Source organism: Wolbachia endosymbiont of Onchocerca volvulus str. Cameroon (assembly GCF_000530755.1).
In the GTDB taxonomy this organism is placed as follows: Bacteria; Pseudomonadota; Alphaproteobacteria; order Rickettsiales; family Anaplasmataceae; genus Wolbachia.
This window is the reverse complement of record NZ_HG810405.1, coordinates 600,216-617,710: the sequence shown is the minus strand read 5'-3', so window position 1 is coordinate 617,710 and position 17,495 is coordinate 600,216. Positions and strand designations below refer to the sequence as shown.

The window sequence follows — 17,495 nt, the reverse complement described above, 5'->3', positions numbered from 1 at the left end:
TCTTCCTTGATATACGTTTAGTAAGTAATTCAAGTGTTGCTATAAAGAGCTAGGGCAGATTGTAGTTATACAATTCTTCTAATCTACAATTAGATAAATAATGGTGGCTAAAGTCTACTTTTTTCATATTAAATATTAAAAAATCTTAATTAGATTAACTATATTTATGCAGAAAACGGTTCTCCTAGCGTTGCAAAAATTCATTTATTTACTTTCCTCAAAATTGTAAAGAAGCACCTAATTTTCTGAGAAAAACAGTAGAAAATTAACAGATTGTGGAAAGAAGATGGAATTTTTAGCTAGTAATTAAAAGCAGAAGACTGTATGTATAAGCGATGAAAATAAGCTACCGTAACAAATTTATATTTTATTAAAGTTTTAGCATGACTCCCCGGGCCGGATTCGAACCAGCGGCCAATTGGTTAACAGCCAACTGCTCTACCACTGAGCTACCGAGGAATAAACTGTTTTTAATTTATCAGGTTAAGCTTTGATTGTAAATAGTTTTCATGTGCTTTAACTAAGACTTTTATGGGGGAATATAAGCGATAGAAAGTTCTACCAGAAGTCACTGGTTGCAAAAATTTAATTCAAGCGGTAAAATCGCATTATTAAATGAAAAATATATGCTAATTAGCACAATGTCGGATCTGAATAATATATGTAGGGAGCTAATAGCGAAAAAGCCAAAATTTATAGCTGTTGACACAGAGTTCGTTAGAAATAACTTAACCTATTATCCTAAATTGTCATTAATTCAAATTTCTTATAAGGAAAGGAGTTTTGTTATAGATGTGTTAGCGCCAGAGATTGATTTATCATTTGTTAAGAAAGTCATGCTTGATCGAGAAATAATTAAAGTATTTCACAGCTGTCGGCAAGACATAGAATCTTTATTTACTGTATTTAAGTGTATACCTGCTCCCATTTTTGATACCCAAGTTGCTGCTATGTTTTGTAATTATTACTATAATTTTATTGGTTACTCAAAAGTAGTGGAACAATATCAGGGAATAGTGCTGAATAAGGTTAAAGCTAAAAATTCAGACTGGTTGAAGCGTCCATTGTCCGAAGATCAGTTAAACTATGCAGTAAGTGATGTAGTTCATCTATATGATCTACATCAAATATTGCACGATAAGCTTGAAGAAAAGAATAGGATGGGCTGGTTTCGAGAAGAGATGGAATCAGTGGTTGATATAAATAAGTATTTGCAAAGTCCAAAAGATGCATGGAAGAGAATTAAGTTTAATCATGGAGTAAATCCGAGATTAACGTTAACTGTTAAAGCAGTTAGTGAATGGCAAGAGACCTTAGCACAGCGCTATAATACGAATCGTAATAAAATAATTAATTATTCTATAATAGCTGGGTTTATTGAGAGAAACGTAGAGCGTGTTGATGAGATTTTAGAAAATCTCAAGAAGAACGCAAAAAATGTAAAGGAGAAAGATTTGTTAGAATTTGTAGATATTTTCAATGAGAATGAAAAAGATTTTATACAACAAAATTATACTTCGTTAAACAGTCATGATAGGTCTGTGTTTGATATACTTTCAGTTATTCTAGAGAGCAAGTGTAAAGAAAATAACATATCAAGAAAATTGGTTTCTTCAAAGGATGAATTAGTTGGTTCGATATCTGGACAAATGGATAAACTATTTAAAGGGTGGAGGTATGACTTTTTCGGTAAGTCAGTTGAATCATTTTTGAATGCAAGCTCAAAGTTTGAAATCTCGGTAGTGAAATTTACGAATAATATAACTGAAATTCGGAGTAATTTGATAAATACAGGTTGTAAGTTGAAGTCAACTGCTGGAATTTAACAAATCCATTATATTTTTTCTTTGAAAAAGAACATACTCTTTGTTTGTACTGGTATTAATAGCAAAGTCACTTATCCTTCTTTTTTCTTAATGGATGATTGAATATTAGAAATCAGATTCAGGTTTTCTTTGTCTATGTTGTGTTGAATTAGCCTTTGAACTTGTATAATGTTGTCTGCATGGATAAGAACAATAGAGTCGCAATATAAACAAAGTTTTGTTTCTAACAAAAGAGGAATATCCAAAATTAAAAGCTTCTTATCAGTCTTCTTTTCCCGAGCAATAGAGAATCACAGTTCATTTTGCACAGTAGATGAACTAAAGATTGAAATTGCTTTCAATTTTCATCATAAGCTAGAAGATATTTAGATAGTACTGTTTTTTATCTATTTCACCATTTACTACCACTATAGGAAAATTTTCTTCTGTGTAACTTATTATGCCCTTATTTACTTTGTAAAGCTGGTATACGATAAAATTAGTGTCAAACACAACGGCACAAAATTTTTTAAAGCAATTAGCTACAAAACTCTTTCTTACTCCAATTTCACCTGCTAAACCTATAACCATATGCTAAAAATATATTAGTAAAGCTATATATCTACAGTAGTTGTTTTTTATATGTCCATTTAAAACTCAAATTTGTTTGCGTAGACTTTAATTATGTTAAGAGAAAATAAACAGCTATTGTTTTTTTAGTAATTAAGTAGAATAGAACGAAAAATTATGAGGAAGACTTGAAAAATAAGATAAAAAAAATAATGATTTCAGGACAGGAAGTATGGCCAATCATTGAGGGTGGTAAAGGTATTGCAATTAGTGACGGAAGATTAAGCGGGGCGTTTGCTGCGGCTGGTGCTGTTGGTACATTTTCTGGTGTAAATGCTAAGCTTATTGATGACAATGGTGAGTTGGTACCGCTAATTTATAAAGGCAAAACAAGAAATGAAAAACATGAAGAATTGATTGAATATAGCATTGAAGCTGGAATTAGTCAGGCAAAAATAGCGAATGAAATATCACAAGGCTGTGGAAGGGTACATATGAATGTGCTGTGGGAAATGGGGGCAGCAGAACGTGTACTTCATGGCATATTAGAAAAAGCGAGAGGTTTAGTGCATGGTATTACCTGTGGTGCTGGTATGCCTTACAGGCTTGGAGAAATTGCAGCCAAATATCAGGTCTATTATTACCCTATTATTTCATCGGTACGTGCTTTTAAAGCATTATGGAAGCGTGCTTACCAAAAAGTATCTTCTTTTTTGCTTGGTGGAGTGGTGTATGAGGATCCATGGCTTGCTGGGGGACATAATGGGCTTAGTAGTAGTGAAGACCCGATGCTACCACAAGCTCCGTTTGAAAGGGTTGCAGAACTTAGATCTTTTATGAGTGAGGTCGGTCTTTCTAAAGCGCCGATTGTTATGGCAGGAGGAGTATGGCATTTAAAAGATTGGGAACACTGGCTTGACAATTTGCAAATCGGACCAATAGCTTTTCAGTTTGGTACTCGTTCACTTTTGACTAAGGAAAGCCCAATTTCTTTGAAGTGGAAGAATAAGTTGTTAACTTTAGAAGAAGGTGACGTATTTTTAAATAAGTTTAGTCCAACAGGATTTTACTCATCTGCACTGAAAAATAATTTCATACGTGAATTGCAGGAGCGGAACTTACGTCAAGTGAAATTTTCAGAAAATGCCAGTGAAGAATTTAGTAGTGAATTTGTAGTTGGTGCAAGGGGTAGAAAGATCTATTTGACTGCAAAAGATAAAAAACTGGTAAATGCATGGACTGAAGCAGGATATACAAAAGCAATGAAAACTCCAGATACAACTGTTATTTTTGTAACACCAGATAAATTTGCGAAAATAAGACAAGATCAAATTAATTGTATGGGATGTTTGAGTCATTGTTTGTTTAGTAATTGGAAAGATCATGGTAATCATTCAACAGGTCGAAAGCCAGATCCACGAAGTTTCTGTATACAAAAGACACTGCAAAGCATTATGCATGACGGTGATATTGAAAATGAACTCATGTTTTCTGGGCATAATGTATACAGATTCAAGCAAGATCCATTTTATGAAAATGGTTACATACCAACAGTAAGAGAATTGGTGGAAAGAATGCTAACTGGATATTAAATTATATTCAAGTTGATAAAAGAATATTACTTTATTAAAGTAAGTATTTATTAATTTTAGAAAAAGTGTTTACGTTAGTGGATAATAGTACTTTAAAGATATGCGTTAGCTTATGTGAAAAAGTCAGATAGTAGCGATGATGTTCAAAGTTTTTATGGTTTCATGATACGCAAAAACATCCCAGATTGGGATGAGCAGAAAGTTTAGAGGGTTTATGTAAAAGAATTTGCTATGCAGGGCCTAAACTCAACTAATGGACACAGTCCAGGAAATAGAAATGATTAGTATAATGCAAAGAATAACAGGTAACTTGAAAATTTTTAAATTATACATGTATTTAGTGATGAAGATTTAGATTTTTGGAGTTTTTTGTCATTATGATATATTATATTAATTCTTTGTTTGGTAGATATGCTCACATTTTAATATGACAAATTTAACTATGATAATAACAACTATTAAAGTAAAAAAGACAAGAAAAAAGTTTCAAAAGACAGTAGAAAATTATTAGCTTTAGATATATAGCAAGTTGTAGTTAATGTGTTACTTTCGATGGTTTTATATGTATTATTTTCTATCATAGTAGTAAAGAAAAAGCTAGAAAACTAGATTAAGGTAGATTATCTGGATAATGAACTTAAAAGTGTTCAGGAATATAAAAATTGTAGTTGGTATTATTCCTTTACCAGCTCTGATAGATAGGTTGCGTTATTAATTCAGTTTCACTAAAGTGGAGTTTAGTCATTCTTGATGTTAACTCTTTTATATATTTAACTGGTAGCTTTGCTTTTAGAAAAAACGCGATAAAGAGTCTGAGGATATTGAGAAGGCTAAGGAAGTGGTAGAAAGCTATAGAAATTAAAGATCTGAGTTTAATTATGAGTCACTACTTTCTTCTTTCTTTGCCAGCTAAACGCTCTTTTTGTTGACAGTAGCTGAGTTTCTTCTGGTTAGTTTTATAGTTCTGATGTAATAGAACAAGGACTAAAAATTACATAAGGTAGACTTATCCTAAACCTAGAGCTGTAGAGAACATTTTGGTTTTAGTTTACAGGAAGCTACTATTTAGGCAGCAGATACTAAAATCCAGAAAAAAAAAGAAATATAGGTGTTCCAACATCATGCACTAAAATGACACCATTTGTTACGAAAACAAATGTTTTTTTATAATTGAATTGATAATAAATATTAAGGAGTCTACAAAGTAGAAAAAGGTAAAAGAAATTCTATGATCAATGGTTGTTCACTCTAATTATCTTATAAGTTGGTATTCTATAATGTCTTCGATGACTATAAGTGCGTTTTAGTTTGAGAATTTAGAGATCTTTAGGTAAAATTAATAAAGGTATGAGGTAAATATAATGTAAAAAATTATATATAAGATATCAACTGTATAGTATTCTCATCATCAACCTGTGCAGGTTAAAGGTAACTGTAAGCACCTTTAATCTCATGATGAGAGTGGTTGATAAAGATTGTTGAGTGGTTTTATGGACAGACTTGAATTTCTGAAAGTTACAATATTCATGCAGTTGTCACACATGAAATTTTATTTACTCTATAACACGTTTACTTATAATAGTGTTGATACAGAGATAAATAGAGTAAGTGTTGAAAAAAGAAAGTTCTAATATTAAGAAAATAAAAAAAAATTTTTAGAACAAGCAATTAGGGTAAACCATGCTGGCGAGTATGGAGCTATTTGTATTTATTCTGGTCAAAAATTTATTCTTAAAGAATCTTCTATAATCAATAAAATAATTAAAATGGAAGAACAAGAAAAGAAGCATTTTCGCTATTTTAGTGAGAAAATCAAAAAACAAAAAATTCGTCCTACCGTTTTATTGCCAATTTGGTGTGTGTTAGGAGTATCACTTGGTGTTGCAACGGCTATTATGGGTAAAAAAGCTGCTATGGCTTGTACTGCTGCGGTTGAAGAAGTGATCGAAGAGCACTATAAAGAGCAAATTTCACGTTTAGAAGATGGAGAATTAAGAGAAACTATAAGTAAATTTCGCGATGAAGAGCTGGAACACAGGGATATTGCAATTGGGCATAACGCTGAAAGCGCATTCGGTTATAATGTTTTATCTTTATTCATAAAAACAGGCTGCAAAGCTGCTATTTACTTATCTAAATTAATTTAATTGTTTTTTTCTAAGTAGTTTTTTGTTTGCAATGGTATAAATATAATAACTGGGAATATATATTGTATAATATTTATTCTTAGTAAGAGGTAGTTTATGAATTTGAGTAAAATTACTGTAACATCGGATATGATAAGTGTAATAATTGAAATAGGTGCAAATGCTGAACCTGTAAAGTATGAGTTTGATAAGGAATTAGGACTGTTACAAGTTGACAGGTTTCTATCTACTGCAATGGTTTATCCTTGTAATTATGGATTTGTACCAAATACCTGTGCAGGTGATGGTGATCCTGTAGATGTTTTGGTGTTAACCCAATATTCCTTAGTATCTGGTGTTTTAATATCGGTGCGTCCAATAGGTGCTTTGCTTACTAAGGATGAGAAAGGAGAAGATGAAAAGGTGTTAGCTGTACCTATTTCCAGTGTTGATAGTTATTATGATAATGTGAAAAATTATTCTGATCTACCTAAGAAACTGCTAGATAAAATTGCTCATTTCTTTTCACATTATAAAGACCTAGAGGAAGGAAAAACAGTAATAGTTGGAGAGTGGATTGGTGTAGAAGAAGCTAAAAAGATCATTAAGAGTGCTATTAAGTAAGGTTTTTAATATAACTGATTTCCTGTTGTTATTTAGTGTAAAAGTATCGCTATTGAAAGTGTTAGACAGGTTGTGAAGTCTTGGTATTATATGTAAACTTGAAACTTAGGGTTTGGAGAGATGGCCGAGTGGCTGAAGGCGACGGTTTGCTAAACCGTTATATGATTGAAAAGTCATATCGAGGGTTCGAATCCCTCTCTCTCCGTGTACTGTTGATATGATACATAATTAGTCATTTTAGACTATTTTGCTCTTATTTAGATATATAAGTTTACTTAACTTTATTGAAATTTTTGTAGTGCTAGTTTGTGATATTGCCATTGAGTTGTTTACTCTATTTTTATTGATCAAGTTGCAGTAGATTAAAGTGAATGTTAGTATTTTCACATAAAATATGAAAAATATGTGAATATTTTACTTTTTTGCTAAAATATGTGATAGTTAGGCTATATTATTTTTTAATAGAAGAGAATTATAGGATCAAGTAAGTTGAGAGGAGAGGAGATAATTAGCTTTAGCGAATGATAAAAGTAACTTAAATGGTAGTATGTAATTGGAAAAATTTAAACGAAGGATTTGGTTCTATATTAAAAGCGAGAGGAAGGTCAATTTGACGAAAATTACTTATTTACCGAATAGAATAGCTACTTTAGCATATATTGTGAAGAAATTATATATTATATTGTATGTGACTACTATAGTTAGCGCTACAAATTTGGTAAGATCTTTGTTAGAAGTAGAAGGGAATAGTGTTGATACTAAGTGCGGAAATGGAAAGATTGTAGTTATTGTGGATGACTTTAACTAACTACTTACAAGATCTTAAAAAAGCGAAACCTCAAAAGTCTAAGAATAAAAAGTCAAATAATATAACGTCTGATTGTGCTACTGTCTTTTATGTAAAGTATATATTCTACATACCTCAATACACTAAGGAGGTTATGTATATTGTGAAAGTTTCACTACCATCATGCTTGTTTTTTGTTATGGATTAATTATTTGATTATAGTATCATCTTAATTGAACTTATTGCTTAGGGATATTTATGAAGAGTATTTTATGCTTTACGTTGGTATTTATTGTGTTTGGCTCAATTGGTCTATTTGCTATGGAGCAACTTGAAGAAGAGAAATTTAGTTTAGATAGATCAATGGATTCTGTGAGTGAAGATATGGATATAAAGAAAGATCTAAAACAAGGTTTATCACAAAGCATAATCCAGCAGAGGAACAATCTAGAGTCTATCAAGAGCGAAGTTGATAAGTTAAATGTTGAAAAAGTACAAAATATTAAAACTGGAAAAGGAGAAAGTAAAGAAGAGCTACAACATGATAAGAATAAAACTTCTATATTAGAAAAGGCTATGAGTGAAATAGGGAGGAATAGTGAAGATTTGTCAGAACTTAGTGATGATCTGTTAAAGGAAAATAGAGGTGAGGGAGATGAAGTTACTCCGGATTTACCAAATGTGACTGATAAAGAAGTTAATGGAAACCTTATTTTTTCTCCAAGTGTTAGTTTAAGCGAAAATGTAACTGACCTGCAAAAAGATCTACAAGTTAATAAAAAGGTTGATGTAGAGAAGAATAAGCCTTCAGAAAATAATATAGATAAATTATTAGAAGGAAAAAAGTTAGAGGGCCAAGTTAGAAAAGAAAAGGTGAAAAAATTATCTAAAAGCCATAATATAGAAAAACCTATCCTTAAAAAGGATGAAAAAAGTAAACAGGAGAAAGAGAAAAATTTACAAAGGTTGGCAAAGTTAAACAATGAGTCAGTAAAAAAGTGGCATCATAGAAATACACAAGATGAGTTAATATATAAGCGGCAATATAGTAATCTTAATCAGCATCTTCCGGCAACTATATTTGTTGATGACTATAGTAAACGTCTTTTTTATTGTATTAAAAAGAACAACTTGGTTTGTTTGAGAGGGATAATAAATAAATTAGAAAAGCTTGGATTGACAGTTCAAGAGGTGCTTAAGTTTAGGAATAAACTTGGAGATACCCCTCTAATTTATGCAGTTAAGCAAGGTGGGATAGATATAGTGCGCTTTTTCTTATTACAAGGTGCTGATCCTAAAGTGGTCAATTATAATCTTCAGTCTCCCATTGATATAGCGATTGAAAGAGAGCGGGTTGATATGATAAATGCAATTGCTGAAATGATGCCATATTTTTTGGAGTATAAAAAATAATAGGTAATAAAGAAGATCTAGAAATATATAATTGGGTCTGAGGACAAAAGAAGATAGTGAATTGCGGTGTAATAAAGAAAATGATTAGGTTTTTGATATTGATTTTAGTTGGTCATTTGTGTTATGGAGATGAAGTAAATAAAAGAAAAGATCTGGTCAGTGATTTTTTGAACACTTTGCATAAAGTAAAATATGTCTTTTATGACAAAGAAGACTTTGCTAAGTTTCTGGTGAAATGCCACAAAGAAGGTGTGCCAGAAGATTTTGGAAAAGGTTTTGGCCCTAATTTGAATGGAGCTGATTTTAGTCGATTGTACCTAAATGGATCCATTTTTGATGGAGTCAGTCTAATTGGTGCTGACTTTTCTTATACTGACTTGTCAGGTGTATCTTTTATTAATGCTGATTTACGTGGGGCTAATTTTTCTAATGCTAATTTACGGGATATAAGAATAGAAAGTACAAATTTAAGTTTTACAAAATTTGTTTCTGCAAATTTGATGGATATTATGCTTAGCCAGTCTGATGTTAGCCATGCTGAGTTTATTAATTCTGATCTTAAGAAAGTGAGGATGCACAACATGACCGGGTTATATACTAACTTCTCAAATGTAAAAATGAATCTTTCTAGTTTGTTAAGCTCGAATGTTGATTATGTCAACTTTAGCGATAGTGAAATAAGTAATACTGTTGTGCAAAGAAGCAATCTTGATAATGCAAATTTTTTTGGAGTGGATTCATATAAGTTAAAAGTACAATTTTCCTCATTGGAGAATGCTAATATATATGGTGCAGAAATAAAGGAATCAGATTTTACGGGTAGTAATCTTTCTAATGTTTGTCTTAATTCTTCTGCTATAATTAGTAGTAACTTTAATATGGCTAATTTAAGTAATACGCAAATTTCCTATGTAAGTAGTGATAGTTCAAGCTTTGTTCAGTCTATACTGAATAGTTCTAAAGTAAAACACTCGTATGTTTCTGATATAACTCTTCAGGATGCTGACTTATCTAACATTGATTTTAGTTTTAGCGAACTACATCAAGTTAATGTTTCTGATTCTGATATTCGTCATGGGAAGTTTGATAATACTAAAGTTGCAAATTCTAATATAAATGGCTCGTTTTTTGACTACTCATTATTTACTTCTGCAGAAATAAAAAATACAGACCTTTCTACAGTTTCAATGTACAAGGTTAAAGTACAGGGTTCTCAAATTTGTAATAGTAAACTACTTTGTCATAGCATTGATTCTAGTGAAATAGAAAACTCAATGTTTTTTGATTTGATAGCGGATAGCTCAAACTGGTCTAATCTAAAAGTAACTAATTCGAATTTTGTTAAGAATAGTTTCAAGTCTTCTTTGCTTCACGATAATACCTTTAAGAAAACAGGCTTTTTTCTCAGCAATTTCAGTAATTCAGCAATTGATAATACGTCTTTCTATTCTTCAAGAATATATTATGCTATAACCTCGATTAAAGGTTTGCAAGAAGAAATATCGCAGAATAAAAGATCTGATGCAAATTATGCTTACTTTGAATTTAAGGACATGAATCTAGAAAATGCTGATTTTTCTGGTTCAGTGTTGAGTAGAAAAAGTTTGTAAGTGTTAATTTAAATAAGGCAGCTTTTGAAAAAAGTGATTTACGCTATGCTATATAATGTTCTCTTGTTGAGTTATTTTTTTTATGATCACAAGAGGTGAGGGTGTATTGTTAGTTTTATCTTCTCCTTCTGGAGCTGGAAAAACTACTATATTAGAGAGGCTACTTGATCAATCAACTGACCTAGTTAAGTCTGTTTCTGTAACTACGCGTAAACCTCGTTTTGGTGAAATAAATGGAAAAGACTATTTTTTCGTTACCGAAGAGAGATTTCACGAGTTATGCAGAACTGACCAGATGCTTGAGTACGCTAAGGTTTTTGAAAATTTCTATGGTATACCAAAAGATTTTATAAAACAGAATCTAAGTAGTGGAGTAAGTGTTTTGCTTAGTATAGATTGGCAAGGAGCATTTCATTTATTTAAGCTCATGAGGAAAAAAGTTGTAAGCATTTTTATCCTTCCTCCTTCAATGGAAGAGCTTAGGCTGCGTTTGCAAAAACGTAATACTGATAGTGCAAGCGAAATAGAATGTAGGTTGGCTGAAGCTCAAAAGGAGATAAGTAAACGAAATAAATATGATTATATAATTATCAATGATAATATTGATAAAAGTGTCGAAGAGATAAGCTCTATATTAAAAAAAGAAAAGCTTAAAAGATTTAAAAAAAAATAAGTTAACAGTTTTATTAAACATATTTTAAAGTTAATCTTCGATGTTATATGCATTTTTTTCTTTTTCTAATCTCTCTTGCTCTTCAATGCAATATGTAGCAAGCGGATTGGCTTTAAGCCTTTCGGTTCCTATTTCTTCTCCTGTTCTTTCACAATAGCCGTAGGTGCCTAATTTTATTTTTTTTAATGCCTCCTTGATTTTTTCTTTTCTTTCTTTTCTGCGCCTAATTAGTTTTTCATTTCCACTATCTTCATCAGAATAGTATGCGCTGTCTTCTAATTCTTGCTTCTCCATTTCAACAAGCATTGATTGCAATTTTAAGCTAAAGTATTCCAATTGCTTCACGTTCATGTATTCTTCATCCTCTGAAGGAGTATAATCTTCTGGTAATTTTATTTTTGGTAACTCTTTCATAATTGCATTACTTGTTAAATAATAAAACCTGTGTAATTTATGAATAAGAAATTACACTATCTCAAAGTAAACACTATAATTTATAATAAATATTTAAAAGCCTAATATGATCAGCTCAATAAAAAAATTAGTGATAAGTAATAGTGATTTTACCTATATAATATGTATCTTTATTGTAATGTTAAGCTTATCTTCGTTTACACTTGGAAATAACAGTGAACGAGAAATTATGTTAGCATTAATATGGATATGTGCTACTTTTGTTCTGCAAATTTCTACAAGTGATCTATTTTCTTCTGATTATCGTGACGGAATATTAGAGCAAATCTTCATACAGCCACTTTCCTCTAAATTTATAATTGCTTATAAAATTCTTGCTCACTGGATATTATTCGGTTTACCAATTTCAGCAATTTCTTCCATATTCAGCTTTGTAGTTCTGGGCAGTGATATTAAATACTCAATAGTAGCTGGCTTGTCTTTGTTACTCAATATGCTGATAGTAACTAATATTTCAGCTACTGGAAGTGCATTAATGATTGGTCGAAATAACTTAGCATCAGGAATACCACAAATTCTTGTTTTACCAATCATAATGCCAACCTTTGTGTATTTTAAATTACTGATTCAGTTTGAAAGTTTATCTTTGAATATTCATATATTGCTTATTACTGTTTTAGTTTTTGCTATTTTGCTGATTAATAGTACTATAGCTACCCACATAGTATTGAAATTTGCTGTAGAGCAGGACTAGAAAGCTTACCATTACTTTACATAAGATCTGCTGCCGGTAAAGCCTAAACTTACTAAATATATTTCTGTAGATTCAGGTCTACTTGATCTTGGTTTAAAATATTTTGCTGTTTTGAACGTTTTTTTTAGCTCGTTGCAAAAATCTTTGTCAAATTCTCCTTGAAAGATTTTTACTACAAACTTTCCATTATAATTTAGGAAGTGCTTTGCAAGATTTAGTGCTGCTTTACATAGAAACATGATTCTGATATGGTCTAACGACTTTATACCACAAGATTCTGGAGCCATATCAGATAAAATTACGTCAAACTTTTGATCTTTAAACCTTTCCTTTAAAGTTTCAAGTTCATTTATAATATCGCATTGCATATGTTGTACTCCATTAATCGAGTTTACTGGCTTTATGTCAATTGCAACTATATTAGCTCCTTTTTGAGATGCAACTTGTGACCATCCACCAGGGAAAGCACCAAGATCAATGATTTTTTGCCCTTTTTGGAGTAATTTAAATTTATTATCTATCTCTATCAACTTATACGCCGAGCGCGATCTGTAGCCATCTTTATTAGTTTTTTGTACATACTTGTCATTTAGATGACGGTACAACCACTTGGTTGAAGATAATTTTCTGCCTTTAGCTGTTTTTACTCTAGTTTTTATTGTTGGTACCTGTATGTAATCATACTATTGATTATATCTTTTAGCTTTTTTTTGACTACTTCTTTTACTAGTGTATATAAGTATTTGTTAGCCATTCTGATAGCTGGGGTTTTAAAAAAGATGTAACTAACTCTTCAATACTAGTAGTAAGGTTTGCTTTTTTTTATTGCTTATGTTGCAATTAGTTTTTCACCTTTTTAAGAACCTTTTAATCTACTCTATATTTTTCCTTTGAGAACAACTGATCATTATTTTTTGCTTGTGAATTACTATTATCTACTTTGTTATTACTAATTTGAGTATTGTACTTGTAGGTAAACATCTTTTTCCCTTTTTAAATCATGATTGTAGCCGTTAAGTTCATAGTATTATTTTTGAAAACATTTATTTGCTTTGATTATCATTGTTAATATCTTTCTTCTTATTATTCTCCTCTTTACTAGCTTCTTCTAAATTTTCTAAATATTCTTCTTGAAGGTATAGAACATTGTTATCTTCTTTTTCCTTTTCTATTTCTACTTTTTATCATTACTTACATTTTTAGTACTACTTTTATATCTTCTAGAATATCTTTTACGATTGATTATTTTTGTTTTTAGCACTCATAATTGCTAATACCATTAAATTTAGAAATTTATGCTGTTTATTGTAAAAAGCAACTTATAAGCACTGATTGCATAGTTGCTTTTTGCTTCAACTAAATCTGAACGTGCTTTAAATAATGCATCTTCAGTGTTTAAAAGTTCGGTTGTGCTTTTTAAATTTAAGTTAACTTCTTGCTTGACTCCTTCTAATGCTAGAGCTGCTGCTTTTTCAGCCTTTTGACTTGCTTTAATAATAGCTTTTGCTGTCATAACGTTATTCCAAGCGTTCATAACCTCTCTTTCTATGTTTTTTACTGTCTCATAATAATCATAGGCGGATTTTTTTGCATACATTCTAGCTCTATTTATATCAAAAGTATTAATTCCTCTTTTAAAGATTGGAATATCAAGAGTAAAAGTAATATTAGTAGTGCCTAAAAGCGTATCAAGACTAACGCTTTCATTTAAACTTTTACTCGCACTGAGATTTAAAGAAGGTAGCCACTTAGAAGTTTCAGCAATCACTGCCATTCCATCTGCCTTTTTTTTATAAACTGCTGCTTTTAAGGACAAGTTGTTGGTTCTTGCTAGCTGTAAGCATTCGTTTAGATCTGGGATATAGGGTAATTTATCATTAACTTCGGAGAGCTCATCAGGATCTTCGCCAATTAAGTGAAAGTAAGCAACGTTTGCTAATTTTAGTTTACCTTCAGCATCGACTCTTTCCAGCCTTGAAGATGAAAATTTTGCTTTCGCCAGTGAAACTTCAGCATTGGTAACCTCTCCAAGGGAAAGGCGCTTCTTCATTGCAGACAAGTTCTCCAAAGAAACATGTTCTTTGTGTTCTCTCAATTTTAATATTGCTGTCCTTCTTAGAACATCAACGTATACTTTCACAGCGTCAAGTGCAACCTCTTGCTTTGATTGTTGAAAGTGCATCTTTTCTGCTTTGAGAAGATGACTTGATCGGTTGAATGTAGCAAAAGCACTGCCGCCATCTATTATTCTCTGACTTAATGTAACGCATTTTCCAGGTAAGTTATGTTTGTCATTATAAAGATTAAAATTACTATCAAAGTTATATTGTAAATTAATATCTGGCAAAAATCCACTTAATCCTGAAGATTTCAGTTGTTTTTCTGTGCTTTTATACTGATAAAATTGAGATTTTAACTTTAAACTATTTTTTATGGCTTTACTTATAGCTTGTTCGAGATCGATTGCATAGCAACTTATACTACTAAACACGACCATGAACGTAATGATCAATTGAAACACTTTATTCCTATATGTATCAGGATATGCAACTAAATTATTAGTACAAATTGCTTTAATAATCAATAACTAATATTGTTGACTTTGTTTAGAGGTTGGGTGTATCATGACCTACTATTGCGTAGTTAAAATTATGAAGACTTTTTTCTTGAAAGAAAAACAAATCAATAAAAGATGGTTTATTATAGATGCGGATGGGTTAACAGTAGGAAGGCTTTCAGCATTTGTGGCAACTTTATTGCGTGGAAAGCATAAACCTGAGTATACACCTCATATGGATTGTGGTGATAATGTAATTATTATTAACGCAGAAAAGGTGCATTTTACTGGAAAGAAACTTAAAGAAAAAATTTACTATAAACATACAGGTTATCCCGGTGGTTTAAAAAAAACTACTCCAGATAATATCTTGAATAGTAAATTTCCTGAGCGTGTAATAAAAATGGCAGTAAAAAGGATGCTTGATGATGGTCCTATGGCACGTAAACGTTTTGGAAATTTATACGTTTACTCTGGTTCAAAACATAAGCATCAGGGACAGCAACCTAAGGAAATAGATTTTGCTTCTTTGAATCGAAAAAACAAAAAATAATGGAGTGAAGATGGAAAATTATATAATAAATCAATCAGAAATGGTAACTAAGCCAGTAGTTGATTTATTAGGTCGTTTATATGCTACGGGTCGGAGAAAGGAATCTATAGCAAGAGTATGGATAAAGCCAGGCAATGGAAAGTTTAGTATTAATCAGCAAGATAAGTTATTCTCTTACTTTAAAAGAGAATCAGTATGTCAAATGGTAAGGATGCCACTTATTATAACATCTGTGCTAGATAAATATGATGTGTTTGCAACTGTAAGAGGTGGAGGGTTATCTAGTCAAGCTGGTGCTTTAGCCCATGGGATAAGTAGAGCTTTAAGTAAGATAAGTCAAGGCTTGCATTCTGTGCTACGCAATAAGGGATTCCTGACGCGAGATTCACGTGTTGTTGAGCGTAAGAAGTATGGTCAGCATAAAGCTCGTAAAAAATGTCAATTTTCTAAGAGATAGTTATTTTTTAGTGATGCTTTTTGTAGGCGTGATACAAATGTTTAAAGGGTATATAGTTATGGTATATCCTAATTTTCACGGTAAATTTAGTTGACTATCGGTGTGAACTGAATATGCTGTTTGTGTAATTTTTTTCAATATTAAGGTAATTTATGAGTAAAGAAAGTATAGTAAAACAAATGCACGAAGATTTGTCTAATCAGGGTATAGACATAACAATGTTGAATTTGGGCAAAATCCATGATGCGTGGATAAAAAGAATAAAAGGTGATTTGAAGAGGATAGGTAAAGTACGTCTGCATAGATTAGGTACATTGTCTACTGCTGTAAGTCGGAAGAAACAGTGTCGTAATCCTCAAAATGGTAAGATTATGACTGTTCCTGAAAAGATAAGAGTAAGATTTAAAGCAAGCCAGAATCTTTTGGGTCTTTTAAATAAAGAGGAGGAAGAAGTAGTTAGTTAGGATATTATCATTTTCATTGTTTTTACTGTGTTGTGCAAGCTGTAAAATATAGCTTCGCTGATTAAAAGTGACCTACATTAAGAGCTAAGATATGAGATATCTCTTTTATTTTTTTAGCGTGTGTACAGGTTATGCTATGTCCTGCGTGGTACTCTATTTTTAGCTTATTTATGCACTCTATAGCATTAGTAATTAGTTTGAATTTTTTCTCTGATGGACTATTGCAGTAATCTCCCGTGTGAATTTCTATTATGTCAGGCTTTTTTTCTAGTTTCTCAAGATATTTTAGTTGATTGGTGCTTGGATTAATAAACAGTGAAACCTTTATGCCAGTGCTATGCATTTCTTCTATTATGCTAGAAAGTTTATTGTACGTGTTAATTATGTCTAAACCACTTTCTGTTGTTAATTCTTTTCTTTTTTCTGGCACAATACTAATCGAATAGGGTTTTACCTTTTTTGCTATTTTGAGCATTTCTTCTGTGGCTGCAATTTCAAGATTGAGCTCAGTTTCAATGTTTTTTTTAGATTAAACACATCTCCATCCTTGATGTGTTTTCTGTCTTCCCGTAAGTGAACGGTGATAAAATCTTCTCCAGCTTCAATAGCTATTTTTGCTGCTTTTAATAGATTTGGGTAAGAAATTCCCCATGCATTGCGAAGAGTTACAATATGGTCAATGTTAACACCTAATTTCATACCACTCAAAAATCATTTATAGATTATACATGGTATTAGTCTTTTTACATAGTTATTATCTGACTAATCAGTGCAATAAATAAGTAACCGAAAGATGATACTGAAAATTACTTAATAAGTCTTGTTAATTTTCTTATTATAATAATAAAACTATTTAGTAATCTATATGTAGGTTGTGTGATACAAGTATTACATAGTTAATGTTTTATGTATAGTTTTTTGCACTATGTTTACTTCATGTCTTTACTAATTTTATCTATAGGCTTCTAAGCTTTTTAAGCTGAAACGCGCTATGAAAGATGGTATAAGATGTGGTTTAGGGTTAGAAGGTAAATAATTATTTACCGCGGAGGTTTTTTACTTTTATCTTTTTTCACTTAGTAAACTTCTTGATACT

General features: G+C 31.3%; 14 protein-coding genes, 2 tRNA genes and 3 pseudogenes. 13 read left to right on the top strand and 6 right to left on the bottom strand.

Annotated features, from left to right (window positions below; translation table 11 throughout):
* Positions 1-387 precede the first annotated feature (387 nt).
* Positions 388-459, bottom strand: a tRNA-Asn gene (locus tag WOVOC_RS02625).
* 167 nt (positions 460-626) lie between these two features.
* On the opposite strand from WOVOC_RS02625, the gene WOVOC_RS02620 reads away from it, so the two are divergent.
* Positions 627-1,826, top strand: coding sequence for a ribonuclease D (locus WOVOC_RS02620; RefSeq protein ID WP_025264228.1), 1,200 nt, complete (start codon positions 627-629; stop codon positions 1,824-1,826).
* On the opposite strand, the pseudogene coaE reads toward WOVOC_RS02620, so the two are convergent.
* Positions 1,809-2,396, bottom strand: a pseudogene (gene coaE / locus WOVOC_RS04235) (dephospho-CoA kinase). The gene WOVOC_RS02620 and the pseudogene coaE sit on opposite strands and share 18 nt — an antisense overlap.
* Before the next feature lie 167 nt (positions 2,397-2,563).
* Between coaE and WOVOC_RS02610 the strand changes: the two are divergent.
* The 8 genes and pseudogenes from WOVOC_RS02610 (at position 2,564) to gmk (ending at position 11,200) form a co-directional block, all read left to right on the top strand.
* On the top strand, positions 2,564-3,967 hold the full coding sequence (locus WOVOC_RS02610) for an NAD(P)H-dependent flavin oxidoreductase (RefSeq protein WP_025264227.1): 1,404 nt from the start codon (positions 2,564-2,566) through the stop codon (positions 3,965-3,967).
* A 1,667-nt stretch (positions 3,968-5,634) separates the two neighbouring features.
* Positions 5,635-6,114: a demethoxyubiquinone hydroxylase family protein gene (locus tag WOVOC_RS02605; protein ID WP_029784318.1), complete on the top strand. Its 480-nt coding sequence runs from the start codon at positions 5,635-5,637 to the stop codon at positions 6,112-6,114.
* Between the two features lie 96 nt (positions 6,115-6,210).
* On the top strand, positions 6,211-6,717 hold the full coding sequence (ppa, locus tag WOVOC_RS02600) for an inorganic diphosphatase (RefSeq protein ID WP_014868687.1): 507 nt from the start codon (positions 6,211-6,213) through the stop codon (positions 6,715-6,717).
* Between the two features lie 114 nt (positions 6,718-6,831).
* Positions 6,832-6,922 (top strand) — tRNA-Ser (locus WOVOC_RS02595).
* 348 nt (positions 6,923-7,270) lie between these two features.
* Positions 7,271-7,525 (top strand): hypothetical protein, encoded by a 255-nt coding sequence (locus WOVOC_RS02590; protein WP_025264225.1) that lies wholly within the window; start codon positions 7,271-7,273, stop codon positions 7,523-7,525.
* Positions 7,526-7,762: 237 nt separating this feature from the next.
* Entirely contained in the window at positions 7,763-8,917 is a 1,155-nt protein-coding gene (locus WOVOC_RS04230) for an ankyrin repeat domain-containing protein (protein WP_081730859.1), read from the top strand.
* Between the two features lie 80 nt (positions 8,918-8,997).
* Positions 8,998-10,583: pseudogene (locus tag WOVOC_RS04225) on the top strand (pentapeptide repeat-containing protein).
* 26 nt (positions 10,584-10,609) lie between these two features.
* A complete protein-coding gene (gene gmk / locus WOVOC_RS02570) occupies positions 10,610-11,200 on the top strand; it encodes a guanylate kinase (RefSeq protein ID WP_025264223.1) in 591 nt (196 codons plus the stop codon).
* 30 nt (positions 11,201-11,230) lie between these two features.
* Here gmk and WOVOC_RS02565 read toward each other — a convergent pair whose 3' ends face one another.
* Positions 11,231-11,614: a TraR/DksA family transcriptional regulator gene (locus tag WOVOC_RS02565; protein ID WP_014868681.1), complete on the bottom strand. Its 384-nt coding sequence runs from the start codon at positions 11,612-11,614 to the stop codon at positions 11,231-11,233.
* Positions 11,615-11,720: 106 nt separating this feature from the next.
* Here WOVOC_RS02565 and WOVOC_RS02560 point away from each other — a divergent pair, with 106 nt between their 5' ends.
* A complete protein-coding gene (locus WOVOC_RS02560) occupies positions 11,721-12,368 on the top strand; it encodes a heme exporter protein CcmB (RefSeq protein ID WP_025264222.1) in 648 nt (215 codons plus the stop codon).
* 11 nt (positions 12,369-12,379) lie between these two features.
* On the opposite strand, the gene WOVOC_RS02555 is transcribed toward WOVOC_RS02560, so the two are convergent.
* Both WOVOC_RS02555 and WOVOC_RS02550 read right to left on the bottom strand, forming a co-directional pair.
* Positions 12,380-12,973 carry an RlmE family RNA methyltransferase gene (locus WOVOC_RS02555; RefSeq protein ID WP_029784317.1) on the bottom strand — a complete coding sequence of 198 codons (594 nt, stop codon included), beginning with the start codon at positions 12,971-12,973 and terminating at the stop codon, positions 12,380-12,382.
* 680 nt (positions 12,974-13,653) lie between these two features.
* A complete protein-coding gene (locus tag WOVOC_RS02550) occupies positions 13,654-14,889 on the bottom strand; it encodes a TolC family protein (protein WP_025264220.1) in 1,236 nt (411 codons plus the stop codon).
* Between the two features lie 130 nt (positions 14,890-15,019).
* Here WOVOC_RS02550 and rplM point away from each other — a divergent pair, with 130 nt between their 5' ends.
* The 3 genes from rplM (at position 15,020) to WOVOC_RS02535 (ending at position 16,399) form a co-directional block, all read left to right on the top strand.
* Positions 15,020-15,478, top strand: coding sequence for a 50S ribosomal protein L13 (rplM, locus tag WOVOC_RS02545; protein WP_025264219.1), 459 nt, complete (start codon positions 15,020-15,022; stop codon positions 15,476-15,478).
* Between the two features lie 10 nt (positions 15,479-15,488).
* Positions 15,489-15,935 carry a 30S ribosomal protein S9 gene (gene rpsI, locus WOVOC_RS02540; protein ID WP_044104092.1) on the top strand — a complete coding sequence of 149 codons (447 nt, stop codon included), beginning with the start codon at positions 15,489-15,491 and terminating at the stop codon, positions 15,933-15,935.
* A gap of 152 nt (positions 15,936-16,087) precedes the next feature.
* Positions 16,088-16,399, top strand: coding sequence for an HU family DNA-binding protein (locus tag WOVOC_RS02535; protein WP_014868675.1), 312 nt, complete (start codon positions 16,088-16,090; stop codon positions 16,397-16,399).
* Here WOVOC_RS02535 and WOVOC_RS04350 read toward each other — a convergent pair.
* Positions 16,396-17,098, bottom strand: a pseudogene (locus WOVOC_RS04350) (pyridoxine 5'-phosphate synthase). The gene WOVOC_RS02535 and the pseudogene WOVOC_RS04350 overlap by 4 nt on opposite strands.
* Positions 17,099-17,495 lie beyond the last annotated feature (397 nt).